16 protein-coding genes are annotated in these 19,620 nt (G+C 36.0%); 11 read left to right on the top strand and 5 right to left on the bottom strand.

Annotated elements, in window-relative coordinates; translation table 11 throughout:
- Positions 1–304 precede the first annotated feature (304 nt).
- Together ASU02_RS16345 and ASU02_RS16340 are read left to right on the top strand one after the other, a co-directional pair.
- The gene (locus tag ASU02_RS16345; RefSeq protein WP_157684523.1) at positions 305–844 is read left to right on the top strand and encodes a helix-turn-helix domain-containing protein; all 540 of its coding nucleotides are present in this window, start codon (positions 305–307) and stop codon (positions 842–844) included.
- A gap of 81 nt (positions 845–925) precedes the next feature.
- Complete coding sequence (locus ASU02_RS16340) at positions 926–1,285, top strand: PH domain-containing protein (RefSeq protein ID WP_057765505.1); 360 nt, start codon at positions 926–928, stop codon at positions 1,283–1,285.
- 427 nt (positions 1,286–1,712) lie between these two features.
- Here ASU02_RS16340 and ASU02_RS16335 read toward each other — a convergent pair whose 3' ends face one another.
- Positions 1,713–2,084, bottom strand: a complete 372-nt coding sequence (locus tag ASU02_RS16335) for a VOC family protein (protein WP_057765503.1) — start codon at positions 2,082–2,084, stop codon at positions 1,713–1,715.
- Between the two features lie 550 nt (positions 2,085–2,634).
- On the opposite strand from ASU02_RS16335, the gene ASU02_RS16330 reads away from it, so the two are divergent.
- Positions 2,635–4,923: a nitric-oxide reductase large subunit gene (locus tag ASU02_RS16330; RefSeq protein ID WP_057765501.1), complete on the top strand. Its 2,289-nt coding sequence runs from the start codon at positions 2,635–2,637 to the stop codon at positions 4,921–4,923.
- 545 nt (positions 4,924–5,468) lie between these two features.
- Positions 5,469–5,999: an SMI1/KNR4 family protein gene (locus tag ASU02_RS16325; RefSeq protein WP_057765499.1), complete on the top strand. Its 531-nt coding sequence runs from the start codon at positions 5,469–5,471 to the stop codon at positions 5,997–5,999.
- 271 nt (positions 6,000–6,270) lie between these two features.
- Here the strand turns inward: ASU02_RS16325 and ASU02_RS16320 are convergent, their stop codons facing one another.
- Complete coding sequence (locus ASU02_RS16320; protein WP_057765498.1) at positions 6,271–7,461, bottom strand: multidrug effflux MFS transporter; 1,191 nt, start codon at positions 7,459–7,461, stop codon at positions 6,271–6,273.
- A gap of 817 nt (positions 7,462–8,278) precedes the next feature.
- On the opposite strand from ASU02_RS16320, the gene ASU02_RS16315 reads away from it, so the two are divergent.
- From ASU02_RS16315 to ASU02_RS16305, 4 genes are all read left to right on the top strand, one after another.
- Entirely contained in the window at positions 8,279–9,154 is an 876-nt protein-coding gene (locus ASU02_RS16315) for an SDR family oxidoreductase (protein ID WP_057765496.1), read from the top strand.
- A 251-nt stretch (positions 9,155–9,405) separates the two neighbouring features.
- On the top strand, positions 9,406–9,555 hold the full coding sequence (locus ASU02_RS26720) for a hypothetical protein (protein ID WP_198317452.1): 150 nt from the start codon (positions 9,406–9,408) through the stop codon (positions 9,553–9,555).
- 142 nt (positions 9,556–9,697) lie between these two features.
- Positions 9,698–10,753: a Cfr family 23S rRNA (adenine(2503)-C(8))-methyltransferase gene (locus ASU02_RS16310; protein ID WP_057765494.1), complete on the top strand. Its 1,056-nt coding sequence runs from the start codon at positions 9,698–9,700 to the stop codon at positions 10,751–10,753.
- A 515-nt stretch (positions 10,754–11,268) separates the two neighbouring features.
- Positions 11,269–12,747: an Lsa family ABC-F type ribosomal protection protein gene (locus tag ASU02_RS16305; RefSeq protein ID WP_057765492.1), complete on the top strand. Its 1,479-nt coding sequence runs from the start codon at positions 11,269–11,271 to the stop codon at positions 12,745–12,747.
- A gap of 210 nt (positions 12,748–12,957) precedes the next feature.
- Here the strand turns inward: ASU02_RS16305 and ASU02_RS16300 are convergent, their stop codons facing one another.
- Positions 12,958–13,911, bottom strand: a complete 954-nt coding sequence (locus tag ASU02_RS16300) for an EamA family transporter (RefSeq protein WP_057765490.1) — start codon at positions 13,909–13,911, stop codon at positions 12,958–12,960.
- Between the two features lie 106 nt (positions 13,912–14,017).
- Here ASU02_RS16300 and ASU02_RS16295 point away from each other — a divergent pair, with 106 nt between their 5' ends.
- The 3 genes from ASU02_RS16295 to ASU02_RS16285 all read left to right on the top strand — a co-directional run bounded on the left by ASU02_RS16295 (position 14,018) and on the right by ASU02_RS16285 (position 17,093).
- On the top strand, positions 14,018–14,911 hold the full coding sequence (locus tag ASU02_RS16295) for an AraC family transcriptional regulator (RefSeq protein WP_057765488.1): 894 nt from the start codon (positions 14,018–14,020) through the stop codon (positions 14,909–14,911).
- Between the two features lie 370 nt (positions 14,912–15,281).
- Positions 15,282–16,283, top strand: coding sequence for an AraC family transcriptional regulator (locus ASU02_RS16290; protein ID WP_057765486.1), 1,002 nt, complete (start codon positions 15,282–15,284; stop codon positions 16,281–16,283).
- A 15-nt stretch (positions 16,284–16,298) separates the two neighbouring features.
- Entirely contained in the window at positions 16,299–17,093 is a 795-nt protein-coding gene (locus ASU02_RS16285) for an SDR family NAD(P)-dependent oxidoreductase (protein ID WP_057765484.1), read from the top strand.
- Positions 17,094–17,189: 96 nt separating this feature from the next.
- Here the strand turns inward: ASU02_RS16285 and ASU02_RS16280 are convergent, their stop codons facing one another.
- On the bottom strand, positions 17,190–18,833 hold the full coding sequence (locus tag ASU02_RS16280) for a hypothetical protein (protein WP_057765482.1): 1,644 nt from the start codon (positions 18,831–18,833) through the stop codon (positions 17,190–17,192).
- A 2-nt stretch (positions 18,834–18,835) separates the two neighbouring features.
- Complete coding sequence (locus ASU02_RS16275; RefSeq protein WP_057765553.1) at positions 18,836–19,615, bottom strand: ABC transporter ATP-binding protein; 780 nt, start codon at positions 19,613–19,615, stop codon at positions 18,836–18,838.
- Positions 19,616–19,620 lie beyond the last annotated feature (5 nt).

The following is a 19,620-nucleotide window of genomic DNA, read 5'->3' as shown; positions in this document are numbered from 1 at the left end:
GCTATCAGTCAATAAAATATTACGAAATCCCTTCTGTATCTTTACATCTCAGAAGGGACCTTCATAAAAACTTTTCGGGGGAAATGTAAAAATCTAGTTGGATCTGTGATCAATAATTGGAGCACTTAAAAGAGCGATGCTTATTGAACGCATAGAAGATCGTTTTTAGAATTAATCTGATTAGGATGAGAGTGGTGGGGGTTACATGAATCTTATCAGTTCCGATTTATTTAAATTTTTACAAATTACAAAATATATTTTATTATCATTTTATAAAATGATAATGGTTATGGAGTGTAATACAATGACAAAAAAAGCTGATCTGCTTCTTCATCCTATTCGAATGCGGATTATCCAGCAATTGTTGCTAGGAAAACCACTAACGATTGCAGAGCTATTAGATGCGCTTGGTGATGTTCCTCAAGCAACTTTATATCGCCATATTAATCTTTTAATGGAGGCAAATTTCATTGAGGTCATTGATACGAAAAAAGTTAAAGGGACGGAGGAACGGGTGTTTTCAGTAAAGAAAGAGAAATTACAAATACCTGAGCAAGAAATCGAAACAACTTCACAGGAAGACCATATCAAGCATTTTTCAGTATTTCATGGGAATTTGCTTAAGTTAGCCACCATGTATCTGACAGAGGCTTCTCCAAAACAATATAAGGAAGATGGTTTCGCTTATTGGAATACACCTCTTCATCTAACTGATGAAGAATTTCAGGAACTCGTTCAATCTATGAATGAGCATATTGAAAAAGCGATCAATAATAAACCGACACCTGAAAGAACCGCTCGGATTTTTGCTGGGATGTTTATTCCTCAAAAATCACAAGAATAGTCAGAAATCCCATTTGCATTTTGATTATGAAAGGGGGATAGAAGAACATTAGAATTGGTAACCCTGTGAAGGAGGTGATAAATGATGACCGTTCAAATTGAAGTTGGTGATACTGCTTTAATAGTGAATATTTCAGGCGGGACAATGTTTACTACTTTGAGAAAAAGGATAGAAATTCCTTACAATTTTATCGAAGAAGTACAGGTTGGAAATTTCAAGTTTCCTTTGACAGCTATAAAAAGAACAGGCATCACTACAATGGGATATAAAGCTGGGATATTCATTATTGATAAAAAGAAATATTTCTTATCTTACCATGATGCTAACAAAGTAGCTATTCTTGGTTTGAAAGAATTTGAATTTGATAGAATAGTGATTGAAAACGAGGATTCAGAACAACTAGTAAAAAATATCCTGATGCGCTGCTCTCACATAAAATAATTAAACTTCTTAATTCTAGATGCTCCATCTCCAGCCTTTAAAAATCCTCTAAATATAATATAACCAATTATTAAATGAATGAGTGGGCTCCTATTCAAGAATAGGGGCTTTACATTGTAGAAGGTCTAATCCATTTCTATCAGATTTTTTTCGTTCTATTCTTCAGCAATCGGTCGTTACTCCTAAGTAAATATAAAAGTCCATATTCTTAATTTTAATGTTGAATAATTTGACTTTTTAAATGGTAATTACCTTAACGTTATCATCTACATTTTCCAAGAGATACCCTTACAAGCAAAAAATTAGGCTTGATTAAATAATATTGTTGTTTTTTGGGCAAAAAATACGGGAACGTCTGATTTGGACGTTCCCGTTCATATTCTGCTAAAGGATCCGTTGATGAAATTAGGTATTTATTTATTGTAATCTACCAGTGTACTTGAAGTTTATTGCCATTTGGGTCATAAAAGTGGAAAAAGGCATGCCCATTATCTTCTTTTATATCCTCGACCTTTACTTCATTATCAATTAAGTGTTGATGAAATTTAGATAATTCTGGACTTGTAAAGCCAATGCAAAATTCTTGTTCATTATCAATTGTAAAATGTGCAAAGGTTTCATCTTCGGTAGGAACTAAGATAAGTAAGAAAGGTCCTTCATTTACTTTTAAAATCGCAAGTTCCTCTGTAATGTTTAATAACGGGAGCCCTAATACATCTCTATACCATTGTGAAGACAGTTCTAAATCTTTTACAGGAATTCTAATATAATGTACTTGTTCAATAAATGAATTACTCATAGCCTTCTCTCCTTTATTTAATCTGATATATCAAATAATTCCATTTCTATAGACCTTTTTCCTTCCGCTTATTGAATTAACCTGCCCGTTAACGGAACAATGAATGTTCTGATATTTAGGGAATTATGGTAACGTAGGTTTTTTATAAAATGTATTAACTGAGAAAGAACAACTGTCTAAAACCTGTTGTAATAACAAGTATGAGGGACGGGTAAATCCGTTAGTCTAATGGCCGTAATCACACAGGTACGTGACTAACGGATTTTTTTGTTAATTTATAGAATAAGAGAGTCGGTATCTGATGATGCGATGAAGGTCAGCTGTATCCAACAGAAGAACATGGAAAGTTGATGTGGATTTTAGCTCACTTCTAATATATTTGCTGAATTTTGATAATTTCAGCACAGGAGAATGGGTAGTATTTATTGGTAATTAATAGATATTGCATGTGATAATTGGATTATTTTTCCAAAATGGTGATTTTAGTCACTATTTGAAATATCCTACCCCCTATAATTGAGGTTGAAATTAATTTAGGGAGGTAGTGAATATGAAATACAAAAAACTGTGGTTGATATTGGCCTCCGTTTTTATAGGATCTTTCATTGTATTAATCTATTTCGGTGGAGAAATTTATCAGAAGAAACCACCCATTCCTAACCAGGTTGTGACAGAATCTGGAGATGTGATCTTTTCGAAAAAAGATATACAAGATGGACAAAAGGTTTGGCAGCGAATAGGCGGAAATGAAGTTGGAAGTATATGGGGGCACGGGGCATATGTTGCTCCTGATTGGACAGCAGATTGGCTTCATCGTTCTTCCGTTTGGATTCTAGACACTTGGGCTCAAGAGCAGTATGGGAATGATTATCAGAGCTTGTCTGAGGAAAAACAGGCAGCCTTAAAAGCTTATCTTAAAAAAGAAATAAGAACGAACACCTATAACTCGGAAACAGGGAATATTACTATTTCAGAAATACGCTCTAAATCGATTGCACATATGAGTGGCTATTATGCATCTGTATTTGGGGATGATCCGGCATTAGATGAATACCGTGAGAAAATAGCAATTCCAGCAAATACGGTTTCCAATGATGAAGATATGAAAAAACTCAATGCATTCTTTTGGTGGGCTACATGGTCTGTAGAAACTAATCGGCCTGGAGAAGATATCACCTATTCTAACAACTGGCCGGGAGAGCCTTTAATTGATAATGTTCCAACTTCCTCTAACATCATATGGTCGGTTACAAGTATAGTAATTCTAATAGCGGGGATCGGAGCTCTTGTCTGGTACTATGCATTTCAGCGTAAAGATGAAACGATTGTAGCCCCAAAAACGGATCCTTTATTATCGATAAAACAGACACCATCGATGAAGGCAACGATCAAATATTTTTGGGTTGTAACTGCATTATTAGTACTACAAATTATTTTAGGTGTAATTACAGCACATTATGCAGTGGAAGGGAATGGCTTTTACGGTATTCCGCTAAATGAATGGTTCCCTTACAGCGTTACGCGAACATGGCATCAGCAGATCGGAATTTTTTGGATTGCAACTGCATGGTTAGCGACTGGATTGTATATTGGACCAGCAATTACTGGATACGAACCGAAATATCAAAGATTTGGCGTGAACTTCTTATTTGTAGCCCTTCTGATAGTAGTACTTGGTTCAATGACCGGTGAATGGGCAGCTGTTAAAGGGTATATTACAAATCCGACAGGGAACTTCTACTTTGGACATCAAGGATATGAATATGTGGACCTTGGGCGTATGTGGCAGATCTTATTAACGATAGGGTTATTTTTATGGTTCTTCTTAATGGCGAGGGCTATTTGGCCGGCACTTAAGAAAAAAGGTGAAAATCGCCATTTATTAATTCTTTTCTTACTTGCATCAGTAGCCATTCCGGTTTTTTACGTACCTGGTCTCATGTGGGGAGAGACAGCCCACTTGTCTATGGTTACTTATTGGCGTTGGTGGGTTGTACACTTATGGGTAGAAGGGTTTTTTGAGGTATTTGCTGTCGCTGTTCTAGCCTTTATTTTTACACGTATGGGATTGGTCGGAACGAAAATAGCAACAACTTCGGTTTTATTGTCAACTTCGATCTTTTTATTTGGGGGAATACTAGGAACATTCCACCACTTGTATTTTGCTGGTACGCCAGTAGGGGTATTAGCAGTTGGTGCTTCATTCAGTGCACTGGAGGTTGTTCCACTTGCATTAATTGGATATGAAGCATTTGAAAATTATCGGCATAGTTTTGCTAAGCCATGGATGAAAAGGTATAAATGGCCGATTATGTTCTTTGTATCTGTTTCTTTCTGGAATCTGCTTGGTGCAGGTGTATTCGGCTTTTTGATTAATCCGCCAATATCGTTGTATTATATTCAAGGATTGAATACGACACCGTTACATGCTCACACAGCATTATTTGGTGTGTACGGCATGCTTGGAATTGGTTTAATGCTATTTTGCTTGCGTGGATTATCTGGTAAAAGACCATGGAAAACAAAATTGCTTCGCTTTTCTTTCTGGGCTTTGAATATAGGTTTGTTACTTATGGCTTTTACTAGCCTTCTTCCCGTAGGAATTTTGCAGGCAATTGCCAGTATTGAACATGGTATGTGGTATGCTCGGTCTGCCGAATTTCTCAACCAAAAGATTATCCATAATCTTGTGTATTTCAGATCAGTTGGTGATACAATCTTTGCTCTTGGTGTAATGGGAATTGCTTGGTTTGTTATTAGTTTGAAAACTGGGAAGGCATTCGTACAGAATGATGAAGATCGTTCTGTTAACAATAATACTACGGATACATTTTTGTGAAAAAATAGTACATTAAATGATTTTGCTCCTAAGCAATATAAGTGAAAATGGGGCACAACAAAAGGACTTCGAAATTTGAAGTCCTTTTTGTTTATAAAAAATTACGTTTACTGAACAAATGATACAAGGGCGTCTACCAATTTAACTGGTCTTATAAGTGAAGGGAGAAGCATTCTATTCCGTAAACTATTTTATGGAATAAGAATTGCAAACAATCCTTCCAATTTAAGTTAAAATAGAGGGTGTTATCGTTGTGCATCTACCATTCACAGGGGGTTGAAAAGCAATACTTCGGATATTGTAATACAGCTAATAAAAGTTTTGGTTTATACAAGAAAAGGGAGCTTTTTTTGTAACAAGGAAAAATGCCTATTATCATTATAGGGTCATTTAATAGAGGATGAATCCTAAGGAAAATTGAAAATTTTTGGCACTGCTAGTGTGGCATTTTGAAAGAATGTCCTTCAACGATTAGGCAAGATATTTCAATAAGTGTAAAGATTAGCTAAAGTATTATGTTTGAGACGTGAGGGGAGGAGAAAAATATGTTAAACAAAGCTGAATGGTTATGGCAGCGTATTATTGAAAGAGGATCAAATTATGATAGGAACTTTAAAGACTCATTAAATCTCCAGTCGGGTGCAAGTGATGAAGAGCTTCAACTTATAGAGGATACATTGGGAGTTAAACTTCCTGACGAAATGAAAAGTTTTTACAGGGTGTACAACGGACAAGATTGGGAACCTGGGGTGAACTCATTTGTAAGGAATTTGACTCTATCACCTGCTTCAGAAATTTTAAATAATTGGTGTTTTTTACAAGAAGAATTCGATCCAGATGATGATTTAGAGCTGGATTTTGAAAAAGAACTTAAGCCATTTCTGTGGAATTCAAAATGGATTCCAATTGCAGTGAATGGTGGCGGTGATTATCTTTGCATTGATACAGATCCATCTGATGCTGGAGTGGCAGGACAAGTATTGTACTTTTGGCATGATTGGGGAAATCGTTCTGTTGAGGCAAGAAATATTTTTGAATTTATCGAGATTTGTCTGAAGGAAGATTATGAAGAATAACAATAAAAATCTTTCGGATATTATCATAATAAAGTCTACAGTTTATGATAAATAAAAAGAATCCATTTTGAAAAAGATTGTTCAAAATGGATTCTTACCAAGTAGATTTAAGTTTAGTTTTTTATAAAAAAGGTCGATCACTTTCTTGGTACCTAAAGTTTATTTTCGACTTGGCTTTTAAATGATATAGTAACCCCTATTACATAGCGTGAGGGTTAAGCATTTATCTTTTATTAATACGGTGCAACTTTTATAAAGCATAGCGACATGATCAAAACATCGCTTCTTTTTTATAGAGTAAGGGTAAGCTTATTAAAAGCATAACAATCCCAAGTGCTAAAAAATATAGTGGCATCGCAAGGACTGTTCCGTTATGGAAAACACTCATTCCATAGATTGCAGCGCTAACGAGTAAATAATAACCTAAGCTAAATATCGCACCTGCAGAACCAATGACGTCTTGAAAGTCAATGAGCGCTAAGCTTAAACAGTTTGGTAAAGCGGTCCCTGTACCAAATAAAATAATGAACACACTAACAATCATGGTGAGCATTTGTAATGAATTCGGTAAAAAATGTACCGAAGTAGCGAGCAATGTACCGATAAGCATAATGGCTAATCCGCGTACGATAATCTTCTCAGGTTTTGTTTGGTTAACGAGTCGCTTAGATAGCATGGCACCTGCAATAGAAGCTAGCGCAGCGATAATGCCTAAAAAACCATACATTGCACTTGTTAGTGTAAAGTATTGCGTAAAAATAAACGGTGCTTCGGTATAATAGCTAAATAATATACCGTTAATACCGCCAATTAATACGCCGTAGCGCCATAGACGAGCATTTGTAATCATGCGTCTTACTATTGGCAGTAGAGGCTTCATTTCAATTGTAGCATGTGCTGTTTCAGGTAAGCGTAAAAACGCATAGGAAAATACAATTATGCTCATAGCGACTAACACCAAAAATACGACTTTAAAACCAAAATAATAATCGGTAAAGCCACCGATTAATGGGCCAATGGCTGGTGTGAAGGCAAGGGCAGCTGAAATTTGAGCGAACAATTTATGGCGCTCAACGCCAGAAAAGCTTTCGCGCAAAATCGTTTGTGTCACGACAGAGCCAACACTTGCACCAAACGCTTGAATAAAGCGCGCAACTAATAAAACAACCATTTCATTTGCTGCTAAACAAAGTACGTTACCAACTAAATATAAAAACAGCCCATAAAGCATTGCCTTGCGACGACCGATTTTATCGGATAAACGCCCAAAGATAAATACCCCGAAGGCAAAAGCGATAAAGTACACACTCATCGTAAGCTGTGCATTACTCATAGAAGTCTCAAACGCTTCTGCGATAGAAGGTAATGATGGGCTAAAAATAGTTTCACTAATTTGTGGGAAGCCTACTAATACAATCAGTAATAATAAGCTAGGTGTTTTGTTTCCGATGTTTTTCTTCAAAATAATCCTCTCCTAAATAATTATAGGTTTGAAAGAAAAACATCGCAGCTTGGGAAATGGTGGCTTCACGAGTTTAATTTTTTCTAAATCACTCATGAATTCACTTCCTTTAAATTTAAAATACATAGATGATTATACATTCCAAAGGGGTAATATGGTACAACTTTATTTCAAACCTACAATCATACCAACGGTTATTATAGGGGAAGGGTCCTGTCATATTCCTCAAAATAAATTACTGGGAGTCTCTAAGCTTGTTTCTGTTTTCGACTACTGACCTCTAGTAGGATACCTTTATTATACGTTGTGGAAAAAAGAGAAGAAATGCAATATCTCATTTTTTTAGGCTCTATTATAAATGAATGTTGAATTTACTATGTTTGAAAAATTAACGGAAAAATTACGTTTAATTTGGGAAATACACATATTTCTTTAAAAATAAAGGAAGTTTTTCCGCTTATATTATCCAAACCTTGGAATTTTGTCTTTTATAGAGCAGTTAAGCGGATAATCTCCGCTTATATCTGCCTCTTAAGCTTCCTCTGTATATATTAGAAGGAAATTCTCCGCCTAATATAAACATGAAAATCAACAATGAATAATAACAAAGCCTTCTTTTAAAAGGGAAACTCCCCATGAAACGAATCTCAAATTGACATCAATAGCTTCAATGTTCTATATGAATCCATTATTCTATATTCAGAGCATAGGCAGATCACCTGTGCTTTTTATTTTGTTTTTTTTTGATGTGGTTAACTTCAAGTAATTGGTATTAAATGCAGCCGAATTAATTAAATTTTAGTGGAGGGGATTATTTATGACTTATAGTAACAATGAAAATACACGAGTATGGTTTATTACAGGTGCAAGCAGTGGATTAGGATATGAATTCACAAAAAAAGCATTGGAATCAGGAGATAAGGTGGTTGGTATTGCTAGAAATATTGAAAAGCTGAATGAATTAAAAAGCCAATTTGAAGGAAGGCTGCTTCCCTTGAGGCTAGATGTTACTAATCGAAGTGCCGTTTTTTCCGAAGTGGAAACGGCCATTACACATTTTGGAAAGCTTGATATTGTCATAAACAATGCAGGAAATATGGTATTGGGAATGATTGAAGAATTTAGTGAAGATGAAGTAAGAAGTCAAATGGAAACCAATTACTATGGTGCGGTTTGGGTTTGTCAAGCTGTATTGCCGCACTTGAGGACACAAGGTTCAGGCCATATTATACAGATATCAAGTATAGGTGGACTGATTACTGGTCCTATGTCGGGAGTCTACAGTGCTAGTAAATTTGCTTTAGAGGGATTTAGTGAAGCTTTAGCACAAGAAGCTGCTCATTTTGGAATAAAGGTATCTATTATCGAACCCGGGGGTTACTGGACAAACCTCTATCTAAAAATGGGCTTGACTGCACAGAAAAAAGAGTATGATTTATTACGGGAGGAGTTGGCTACACAAAATTCAACTGAATCGGCTGATAGCGACCCTAAGCTGGCAGCTGAAGCTATGATGAAGCTGGTTAATAGTGACAATCCTCCTCTTCGATTAATTCTAGGCAGCCTTGTATATGATTTAGCAATTGATCATACAGAAAAACGTATTTCTACATGGAAAGAGTGGGAAGCCGTCAGCCGTTCCGCTGAATTTGCTATTCCTGCACCGGAAGGATATGGGAGTATGGAGGAATAAACAATTCAAATAAATACTGTAAACAGCAATAACTGAGTAATTATTTTACGAATAGTTGTAAAAATATCCTAATTTCTCAACTGAAGTTAGGTATTTTTTCGTTATTGTATATGCTTTTGAACAAGGGAAACAAAGTTTGTGAAGAAATACATATAAACTTTCTGTGCAATCATTCTCGAAATCTACTTTACATATACTTACTTTTATGTTAGATTACTCAAAGATAAATTTGACAAAGGGAGGTGCAAGCGATGTTAACTGTTTTTAGAATTTTGTTTGGAAAAAATGCAAAAATTGGTGATGGATTAGCACATAAAGGGAGCAGTCTGTCCTTTTTTAAGCTATACAACCATATACAAAACAGTTATCGGAGCATTGCATCTATGAAAACATACGAATAAATGACTTTTATTTATTTGTGTATTAATGCCTAGCACCGATAATTTGATCGGTGCTTTTTGTGTTCTTCTTTAACTTAAAGGATAGATAAACTCCCTTCTATTTACTCAAAAAAATTAGAGAGTCATATGGAAGGTGAGATACATGCAATTAAGACAAATGAATAAATATAGAAGAATAGAAGAATTCTTTAGGAAATATAATTACCCTAGTTATAGAATGAAACAAATTTTGAATGCTATTTTTAAAGAAAGAAAAGCTAAATTTAATGAAATGACTGTTCTTCCCAAATCGTTAAGAGAAATTTTAGCTAAAGAATTCGGTGAGTCTATTTTAGACGTTGTTCCTTTAAATGAACAACATTCTGAGCAAGTCACTAAGGTCTTATTTGAAATCTCAGGAAATGAAAAAGTAGAAACGGTCAATATGAAATATAAAGCTGGGTGGGAATCATTTTGTATATCTTCTCAGTGCGGTTGCAGTTTTGGGTGTAAATTTTGTGCAACAGGGGATATTGGATTAAAAAGGAATTTGACATCAGATGAAATAACTGACCAAATTCTCTTCTTTCACTTACAAGGACATACCATTGATAGTATTTCTTTTATGGGGATGGGAGAAGCATTATCAAATGTACAGGTTTTCGATGCCATAGATGTACTCACTGATCCTGCGCTGTTTGCTTTAAGCCCTCGCAGGCTAACAATTTCAACAATTGGGATTATACCAAGCATCCAAAAAATGACACAGAATTATCCGCAAGTTAACCTGACGTTTTCGTTACATTCTCCTTTTAATGAGCAACGAAGTAAGCTGATGCCAATTAATAATCGATATCCATTCCTAGATGTGCTGGATATATTAGATGAGCATATTCGTGTAACTTCCAGAAAAGTTTACATCGCTTATATTATGCTGCCTGGTGTAAATGATTCAATTGATCATGCTAAAGGAGTTGTAAGTCTTTTAAAAGGCCGATATAAAGCTGGGAGTCTATATCATGTGAATTTAATTAGATATAACCATACCGTTCGTTCACCTTTAAAGTTTGATGAAGTGGACGAAAGTCGTGTTGTAAATTTTTATAAAGAATTAAAATCATCAAGTCTCAATGTGACGATTAGAAGTCAATTTGGAATGGATATAGATGCTGCTTGTGGTCAGTTGTATGCAAATTATCAAAAGAGCGGCAAGCAGTAATTTGAGGGGCATGCAATGTATACAAATTAGGATACCTCCTAATGAAGGTTAAAGGAATACAATGCAAAATTGTATTTCATAATAAAAATTGTTATAATTATAGAATATATGTGAAAGGACTGATGAATGAACGATGATTAACTAATCTATATTTTATTTAAAACGAATAAATTCAAGTTCGCATTTTAAAATATAGGATTAGTCTATTCATTTTTATAAATCAGTTTATAACTTATTGGCCAATCGTTTATTGGCTAATAAGGACTTATTAAATATGATTATATGACTAATCCTTCCAGTTTAAAATGGGAGGATTTTTTGATTCTCTCAAAGATTAGAAGTGAATTTTTCGAGTAAAGGAGAGAATAATATGAGTACAGATACGATTGTAACGCATGTATTACTCCGTATAAGTCGATAGTATCCATCAAACTTATACGGAGATATGTAAATAGATGGGTGTGCCGACTTTGTATAAAAAGTAATACGTGTTGAAATACAAAGGAGGAATTATTATGTCAATGATACAGGTTCAAAACTTAACTTTTTCTTATCCAAGCAGCTTTGATAATATTTTTGAAGATGTAAACTTTCAAATAGATACAGATTGGAAACTTGGTTTTATCGGCAGGAATGGACGAGGCAAAACTACATTTTTTAATCTATTATTAGGGAATTATGAGTATAGCGGGAGTATCATTTCTTCGGTAGTATTTAATTATTTCCCTTATCCAGTTTCGGATAAAGACAAATATACACATGAAATCTTAGAAGAAATTTGTCCCCAAGCAGAAGATTGGGAGTTTCTTCGTGAAATATCCTATCTAAATGTTGATGCTGAGGTTATGTACCGGCCATTTAAAACATTATCAAACGGAGAACAAACAAAGGTGCTGCTGGCTGCACTATTTTTGAATGAGGGTCAATTTCTATTGATTGATGAGCCAACGAATCATCTGGATATTGATGCTAGAAAGGTTGTCTCTGATTATCTAAGGAAGAAAAAAGGGTTTATTTTAATTTCACATGACAGAATCTTTTTAGATGGATGCGTTGACCATATCTTATCTATAAATAGAGCAAATATTGAAGTGCAAAGCGGTAACTATTCATCTTGGAAGTTAAATTTTGATAGACAGCAAGAGCATGAAGAGGCAGCAAATCAGCGTCTGCAAAAAGACATTGGGCGATTAAAACAGTCTTCAAAGCGAACAGCTGGCTGGTCCAGTCAAGTGGAAGCCTCCAAAAATGGGACAACAAATTCGGGTTCTAAGCTAGACAAAGGTTTTGTAGGACATAAAGCGGCTAAGATGATGAAGAGAGCAAAGAACCTTGAATCAAGGCAACAAAAAGCGATTGAGGAAAAGTCTAAACTGCTAAAAAATGTAGAAAAAACCGAGTCATTAAAATTAGAATCATTGGAATTTCAGGCAAATGAATGGATTGTTTTGGCTGATGTGTCTGTTAAGTATGATGACCAGCCAGTGAATAAGCCAATTAGCTTTAATGTTGAACAAGGTGACCGAATTGTACTAGATGGAAAGAATGGAAGCGGAAAGAGTAGCATTCTAAAACTAATTCTAGGACATCCCATACAGCATACAGGTACAATTCAGTTAGGCTCAGGTCTCGTTATATCCTATGTCCAGCAAGATACTTCTCATTTGAAGGGACTGTTATCGGACTTTATTGAATTGCATGAGATTGATGAAACATTATTTAAATCCATCCTGCGCAAGATGGATTTTGACCGAATTCAATTTGAGAAAGATCTATCACATTATTCTGGCGGACAAAAGAAAAAGCTGCTTATAGCAAAAAGCTTATGTGAAAAAGCTCATTTATATATTTGGGATGAACCGTTAAATTTTATTGATATTTATTCGCGCATGCAGATTGAAGAGCTAATTCAAAGATTTAATCCCACTATGGTTTTTGTTGAGCATGATCAGGCATTTCAGCAAACAGTTGCAACAAAAACGATTTCTTTGTAGGTGAATTTGAAGAATTGAAGAGATAATCAGTAAATAAGGGTAGTAAACGGCAGTGTATTTCTTCAATATGGTCTTTGAATTCCTCATATTAGGGGAATATATTTTCTTGAAGTCGAGTCTTCTGTTAAGGACGCTTTTCTGAAATATGGAAAGCGTCTTTCTTCATGAAATGAAGGTTAGCATTAAAAAGCCTTATAGAATTAGCTAATTTCAGCTAATTCTATAAGACCTTTTATATTTTTGAGGCTGCTTACTCTTTGATGAAGACTTTTTTTTCAAAGCTAGTAATAATAACATCCCAATGATACAGGTTGTCCCAATCCACTGAAAAAATCCGAAAGGTTCTTTTAACCAAAAGACTGTTGTTAGAACAGCTGCAAGTGGTTCTATACTACCTAACAGGCTTGTTTCTTTAGGTGAAAGACTTTGTAAACTTTCTATATAAAACCAAAATGCAATCATTGTACCGAATATGATCACGAATCCTAAATATAAAAAGGCTTCTGCTCGTAAGCTTGAAAAGTCCATTTGCCAAGGTGGATGGATAAAACTTAATGCAAAACCACCGATCATCATAGCCCAGCCAACTATGACAAGGGAATCATATTGCTTAAGGAGAGGAACTGCATTTAAGGTGTAAAATGCTAACGCTAGTCCAGATAATACACCCCAAATGATTGCAAGTGTCGGTACAGATAGACCGGAGATTGAACCGTTTGTTAATAAGAAAAAGCAGCCGCCTAAAGCAAGCGAAACAGTTAACAAATCTCGTCGGGTTAGAATGGCTTGTTTACGTAAAATTAAGTAAATGATAATCATTACTGGAGCTAAGTATTGTAATAGTGTCGCAACCGCAGCGTTTCCATATTTAATGGATGCCATATAGGTGTATTGAACCGCAAGCATGCCGAGTATCCCGAAAATAATCAGTTGAACAGCTGTTTTTTTATTTTTCCAGACCCCAAAAACTTGAGAACGATCTTTCCAAATAAATTGAACGGTTAGGAGTAATAAACCAGCTATAAGCAAGCGTGTTGTTACGAGCCAATTTACATTGATTGCGTATTGTTGAAAGAGCTTCTGTGCAACTGTACCACCAACACCCCAAAATATCGCTCCTGTAATTACGAGAAATAATCCTGTTCTTCTAGTAGGTCTATTCATGATCGATTCTCCTTCTTAAATATAATAATATTGTTATAATAAGTGAGAACTTGATCTAATAATACTTAAATTGAATGAAAAAATATAAATATATTGAGGGGATTACATGCAAATAAAAAATTTTATGGTAAATCAAAATTTAAAAGAACTGACCCAACATCGTACAGTTAACTTACCGATTGCATGTTATGAAACCACCATTAATCAAAATTTACATGGGTATATCCCACTCCATTGGCATGAGGAAATTCAATTTGTCTTGATTATAAAAGGGGAGGCCATCTTTCAAATAAATGAAGAAAGAATAGTAGTAAGAAAAGGAGAGGGGCTATTTATAAATAGTGGATGCCTGCACATGGCAGAAGAAAAGAATCAATCGGGCTGTGTCTATATTTGTTTAAATGTGTCCCCTCATTTTGTTCTGTCGCAGGAACTCTACACAACCTATGTAACTCCTTATATACAAGCTACTAATTTACCTTACGTTTTTGTAAAAGCAAATGAGCCTTGGGGGAAAAACATAGTAGATGCCATTATAGCTATCAAACAGTTGATTGAGCAAAAATCGCAGTATTTTGAAATTGATATAACTATGCAATTAACGTTAATCTGGAAAAACTTAATTTTTAATGGTTTTCAACCAGAGTACGTACAGACGGAAATAGTAAAGAGTGAACGAATGAAGCAAATGTTAAGCTGGATACACCTGCATTATGCTGAGAAGATTAAGTTAGAGGATATCGCAAGAGCTGGGGGGTTGAGTCGATCTGAATGCTGTCGGTACTTCAAGCGAATTTTAAAAACTACACCATTAAATTATGTTATCGATTATCGTATTCAAAAAAGCTTAATCCATTTGCAGCAAGCAGAGCCTACTGTTACTGAAGTTGCCTATCAAGTAGGCTTTAATAGTACAAGCTATTTTATTGAGAAATTTCGAAATTCAATGAACATGACACCTTTTGCATATAAAAAATATAAAGCAAATGATTGTAACTAAGTTAACTAGATGAAATGATCCGTTCTTCTTGTTGAACGAACCTAGCAAATAGAAGTTCATATAAACTCATTCAATGGTACTTTTCTTCAATAACAGTGGAAGCTATCTTGAAACAAGGATTAGCAAGGTAAATTAGATTCACCCTTAGGTTGTTTTTTAATAAAGCTGCCTGTACAATCGGCAGCGTTATTACGTTTAATGGCACCTATTACTTGCTGGTTTCAATCGGCGTAGTTGGCAAGTAAAATGTCGTCTTTTGCTAGTTAAAAATGGTCAATGGACAGGTAAAATAATATCTATCCTATCAGGTTGGCCTCACACAATCTCAACTATGGTAAGTGAATGTATAAATAACTAAAGGAGGGCAACTATGACGTCTCATACTCGTATTAAATTTCCGGCAGGACTTTGGACAGGATTACATCAATTGGGGATTTCTCCACATGACGTCGTTCGAAAAGCACGGCTGCCGCTTACCATTATTACGGAATCAGCTGTCACCACCGCCCAATATTTCGCGATCTGGCAGTCGTATTCCGATCTTATCGATGACATCGCTAAAGGAATTATCAAGCTTGCGACCGTCTTTGAAACAGCGCATTACCCACCGCCCGTATTAGCGACTTACCATGCACTTGACTTCCGCGATGCTCTAAATCGAATGGCCCGGTATAAACAACTGTGCCCTCCTGAAAGCTTACGTATCACCGAGAAAGGTGAGATCTGTACAATCGAACTGGATTGGCAGGATACCGTGCAGCCTGGTCCGCCGATGCTCGTTGGGATCACGCTGGCATTTCTTCTGGAGCTGGGACGCCGGGGCACAGGTCAGCCATTGAAGGCTAGGTTAGTTGAATTTTCGCAGCCAATGGGCGATATACAGACACTTGAAACTTACTTTGGCTGCCGTATCCGGATCGGTGCGAATCACAACCGGCTGACACTGCATCGAGGAGACCTAGACCTTCCTTTCGTCTCGTACAATGCAGAGCTGCTGGAGATTCTCACTCCCGTACTGGACCACTCGTTAGATGAACAGCAAAACAGCCGCTCAATCATCGAGACGGTTAAGTGGATCTTGAAACGAAGCCTAACAGGAGGACGTCCGGACATTCAGATGGTCGCAAGCGAGTTAGGGATGAGTGATCGTACCTTACAGCGCCGGCTTACTGATGAAGGGACAAGCTTTAAGCATCTGTTAACACAGGTCCGACATGAGCAGGCACGAGATTACTTGTCAGACCCCTCGCTCGATATTAAAGAAGTGGCTTTCTTGATTGGATATGAAGACCAGAACTCATTCTACCGCGCTTTTCGACTTTGGGAAGGGGATACTCCTTCCAATTGGCGTACGCAGCATCTAGGAAATTAAAAGGAGAACGATCTTATGGATATGGGATTAAAAAATAAAACAGCTTTAGTTACAGGATCAACGAAAGGAATAGGGAAAGCAATTGCAATTGAACTTGCAAAGGAAGGTGTGAATGTCCTTATAAATGGACGAAATGATGAAGAGGTAGAAAGAACGGTAAAAGAAATTAAGTCAGAATTTCCGGCAACCGATCCACAAAATGCTACAGCCGATCTTGTTGATAGTCAACAAAGAGAAGCCTTATTTGAAAAATATCCTGCTATTGATATTTTAGTAAACAATATGGGTATTTATGAAATCATGCAATATGACGACGTTACAGATGAAGTATGGGAAAAATACTTCCGTACGAATGTTCTTGCAGCAAATGGATTATCAAAATTTTATTTGCCTAAAATGCTGAAAAATGATTTTGGGCGTATTATATTTATTACGAGCGAAGAAGCGATTATGCCTTCAGGACAAATGCCTCAATATTGCATGACAAAATCAATGCTCTTATCTTTGTCAAAAAGCTTATCTAAATTAACAGCAGGAAAAGAAGTTACTGTTAATACGATCATGCCAGGGCCAACACTCTCGGAAAACGTGTATCAAATTATTGAAAGTTTATTCCCTAATGAAGAAATGACTTTTTCAGAAAAAGAGAAAAAATTTATGACTGCAAACTTACCTCAGTCTGAAATACAGCGCTTTATCAAACCAATTGAAATTGGAAGACTAGCTGCTTTTATATGCAGTCCTTATGCATCTGCATTTAAAGGATCTCCAATCCGGATGGATGGGGGAATGATTCCGACAATTTTTTAGCATGTTTCTATGTATATAAGTCTGTTCGGGGCTGTCCATTTGGGACAGCCCCGTATTGGCTTTTAAGATGAACTTGTGTCGCCTGTCCCCAACAAATTATCCCATAAGCTTGGTCCAAGTAATATTGAAAGCCTGTTTCCAAAGAGCAGCCAAACAAATGATGGCAATCACCATATATAGATAGATTCCGTAAGAGAACAGCGTGCTGACATAATGCAGACCAGCAAACAATGCAACAAACAGCATTAAACCGAATATTATGCCCGCATTGCTATTTTGATTGTATTGATCAATAGACTCCGAGAAGGGAATAGACTTTTTCAGAACCATAAAACAAATGACCGCATAAATAATGGCATTAATAAATACAATCACAAGATCGGGCATTACCTTAACGCCAAATAATGCAATAAATACTATACTTAGAAGCAAATAAACGGGTAGATATAGCTTAAAGATGAACGCCTTGATCGTACCGCTAAAGATTGGATTTAGCTGTTGGATCGGAGCAACCCGGTATATCCACGCACCCTTATATTTACCTGAATACTTTAGGAGGATCATGATGGTCGGGATAATGATTAAGCTAAAATAAATTGTTAAATAGGATTTGCTAGTTGATAGCTCATTAAAATTGGTATTATATCCGTTCATGATAAAAATAAAAGGGATCACGATGGAGAAACCCAAAGATGGATACACCTTTAATTTAAAATCACGTTCATTTTTCATCATGGAACTGGCAAATCGAAAATAGGCTCTTTCTTCTTTCGTGTGGCATATCACTTTAAGGAACATCTGACGGAGCTTGCCTTTTTTATTTTCTTTCGCCTTTCCATGATACGTGAGCTTTTGAAGATTTTGTTCAAAAGCATCATTAAACTTCATATAAATTCCAATGGATAGAAGAGGAATCAGGATTCCTAAAGCAGTAAAGAGAAGGTAAAACGGCTGATAGGAACCATGCATGATCATTTCCATATTTGCCCCAAACCACATCGGAAAGATAAATACTTGCCACCATTGAGGTTCTAGCGAGACGGATAAGTCTATGAACTGAAAAGAGCGAATAAGTAATTGGTACCCAACCATAATCATAAGTGACAGCCCAATTTGAACATAATTGATAATATCTTTTAATTTTTCTCCATCAAAGAACCGCAGAATAAATAAATAGATAAGGGCAGTTAATCCAATGATCAGCAGGTCAATTAGGATGATATTTAAGGCTGAAACTAGGAAAAACAACAGCCCATTTTTGACAAGGCCAACAATCAAAGGGATACTGACAAGTGCTATCGTAAGAAAAGACAGATAAATAGCCACATGTACCAGTTTTGCGGTGCTAATCGTTTTTCGATTAACTGGCTTCGGAAACAGGATGTTCCGATCACGGATGTCTAGCAAAACAGATGAAAAATCCGATATCATTGATGTCATGACAAAAAAGGTGAATATCCCAAAGAAGAGACTCATTTGAAAAAGATAATTTTCACCCATAAGGACAAAAGGGATCGTAAACAGGCCAAATATCACGTAAATCCATAATGATTTTAAATATTGATTGTTGCTTTCCTGGTCCTTTTTTTTCGCATTTTGTGAGAAAATGGTGGGCACCCGCCGACCATCCATCGTTAACTTAACTTGTAAAATCTTTCTCATTATCTTGTAATCTACGCCAAAGCTGTTAAAAACTCTTTCAAAACGATCCAATAGTTTCAGCGTGCGAAAGTCTTGCATGCTTACATCTCCTTTACGACTGATACAAATCTTGAACCCAGTTCTCTATGTTCATTAAACCCTGTAAGCTGGTTGAAAATTTGTTCAAGTGACCCCTTCGTATTTTGCTGTTTTAATTCTTCAAATGTCCCATCGGCTGCAATTTTGCCGTCATGCAGGAGAATGATGCGGCTGCTTATTTTTTCGACTACATCCATAATATGAGAGGAATAGAAAATCGTTTTTCCTTGTTCGGAAAGCTGGGACATGATTTCTTTAAAAATCATCACGCTATTTGCATCCAGCCCGTTGATCGGTTCATCAAAAAATAAAAGCTCTGGATTATGTAATAGACTTGAGATAATTAAAAGCTTTTGACGCATGCCTTTTGAGTAAGAGGCAATTCGAGAATAATAGACTTCGCCTACCCCGAATAATTCCATTAAGCTCTTTGCCTTATAATCAGCGAGGTCAAGGTCGAGACCATACAATTCGCCAATAAAGGTTAAATACTCTTGGCCGGTTAAATTGTCGTATACTTCGGCGATTTCCGGTACATAGCCAATCTTCTTTTTATAGTCGATATTTCCATCAGAAATATCATGACCGAAAAGTTTGATCTCGCCGAAATAATTTTCCTCAATGCCAAGAATGATTTTAACAGTGGTACTTTTTCCTGCTCCATTCGGACCAATATACCCAATGATTTCTCCTTTTTTTACTTGAAGAGAAACGCCATTTAAGACGGACTTTGATCCATAATTTTTCTTTAAATCTGTAATTTCTACGATAACTTCTTCCATCATCT

Origin of the sequence: Cytobacillus praedii, from assembly GCF_001439605.1 — a bacterium.
Classification (GTDB): domain Bacteria; phylum Bacillota; class Bacilli; order Bacillales; family Cytobacillaceae; genus Cytobacillus; species Cytobacillus praedii.
This window is presented reverse-complemented; position numbering and strand designations above follow the sequence as displayed.

Excerpts from the sequence above, each read along its gene's own strand:
- ASU02_RS16345 (WP_157684523.1), top strand. The coding sequence starts at position 305 with ATGACAAAAAAAGCTGATCTGCTTCTTCATCCTATTCGAATGCGGATT.
- ASU02_RS16340 (WP_057765505.1), top strand. The coding sequence starts at position 926 with ATGATGACCGTTCAAATTGAAGTTGGTGATACTGCTTTAATAGTGAAT.
- ASU02_RS16335 (WP_057765503.1), bottom strand. The coding sequence starts at position 2,084 with ATGAGTAATTCATTTATTGAACAAGTACATTATATTAGAATTCCTGTA.
- ASU02_RS16330 (WP_057765501.1), top strand. The coding sequence starts at position 2,635 with ATGAAATACAAAAAACTGTGGTTGATATTGGCCTCCGTTTTTATAGGA.
- ASU02_RS16325 (WP_057765499.1), top strand. The coding sequence starts at position 5,469 with ATGTTAAACAAAGCTGAATGGTTATGGCAGCGTATTATTGAAAGAGGA.
- ASU02_RS16315 (WP_057765496.1), top strand. The coding sequence starts at position 8,279 with ATGACTTATAGTAACAATGAAAATACACGAGTATGGTTTATTACAGGT.
- ASU02_RS26720 (WP_198317452.1), top strand. The coding sequence starts at position 9,406 with ATGTTAACTGTTTTTAGAATTTTGTTTGGAAAAAATGCAAAAATTGGT.
- ASU02_RS16310 (WP_057765494.1), top strand. The coding sequence starts at position 9,698 with ATGCAATTAAGACAAATGAATAAATATAGAAGAATAGAAGAATTCTTT.
- ASU02_RS16305 (WP_057765492.1), top strand. The coding sequence starts at position 11,269 with ATGTCAATGATACAGGTTCAAAACTTAACTTTTTCTTATCCAAGCAGC.
- ASU02_RS16300 (WP_057765490.1), bottom strand. The coding sequence starts at position 13,911 with ATGAATAGACCTACTAGAAGAACAGGATTATTTCTCGTAATTACAGGA.
- ASU02_RS16295 (WP_057765488.1), top strand. The coding sequence starts at position 14,018 with ATGCAAATAAAAAATTTTATGGTAAATCAAAATTTAAAAGAACTGACC.
- ASU02_RS16290 (WP_057765486.1), top strand. The coding sequence starts at position 15,282 with ATGACGTCTCATACTCGTATTAAATTTCCGGCAGGACTTTGGACAGGA.
- ASU02_RS16285 (WP_057765484.1), top strand. The coding sequence starts at position 16,299 with ATGGATATGGGATTAAAAAATAAAACAGCTTTAGTTACAGGATCAACG.
- ASU02_RS16280 (WP_057765482.1), bottom strand. The coding sequence starts at position 18,833 with ATGCAAGACTTTCGCACGCTGAAACTATTGGATCGTTTTGAAAGAGTT.
- ASU02_RS16275 (WP_057765553.1), bottom strand. The coding sequence starts at position 19,615 with ATGGAAGAAGTTATCGTAGAAATTACAGATTTAAAGAAAAATTATGGA.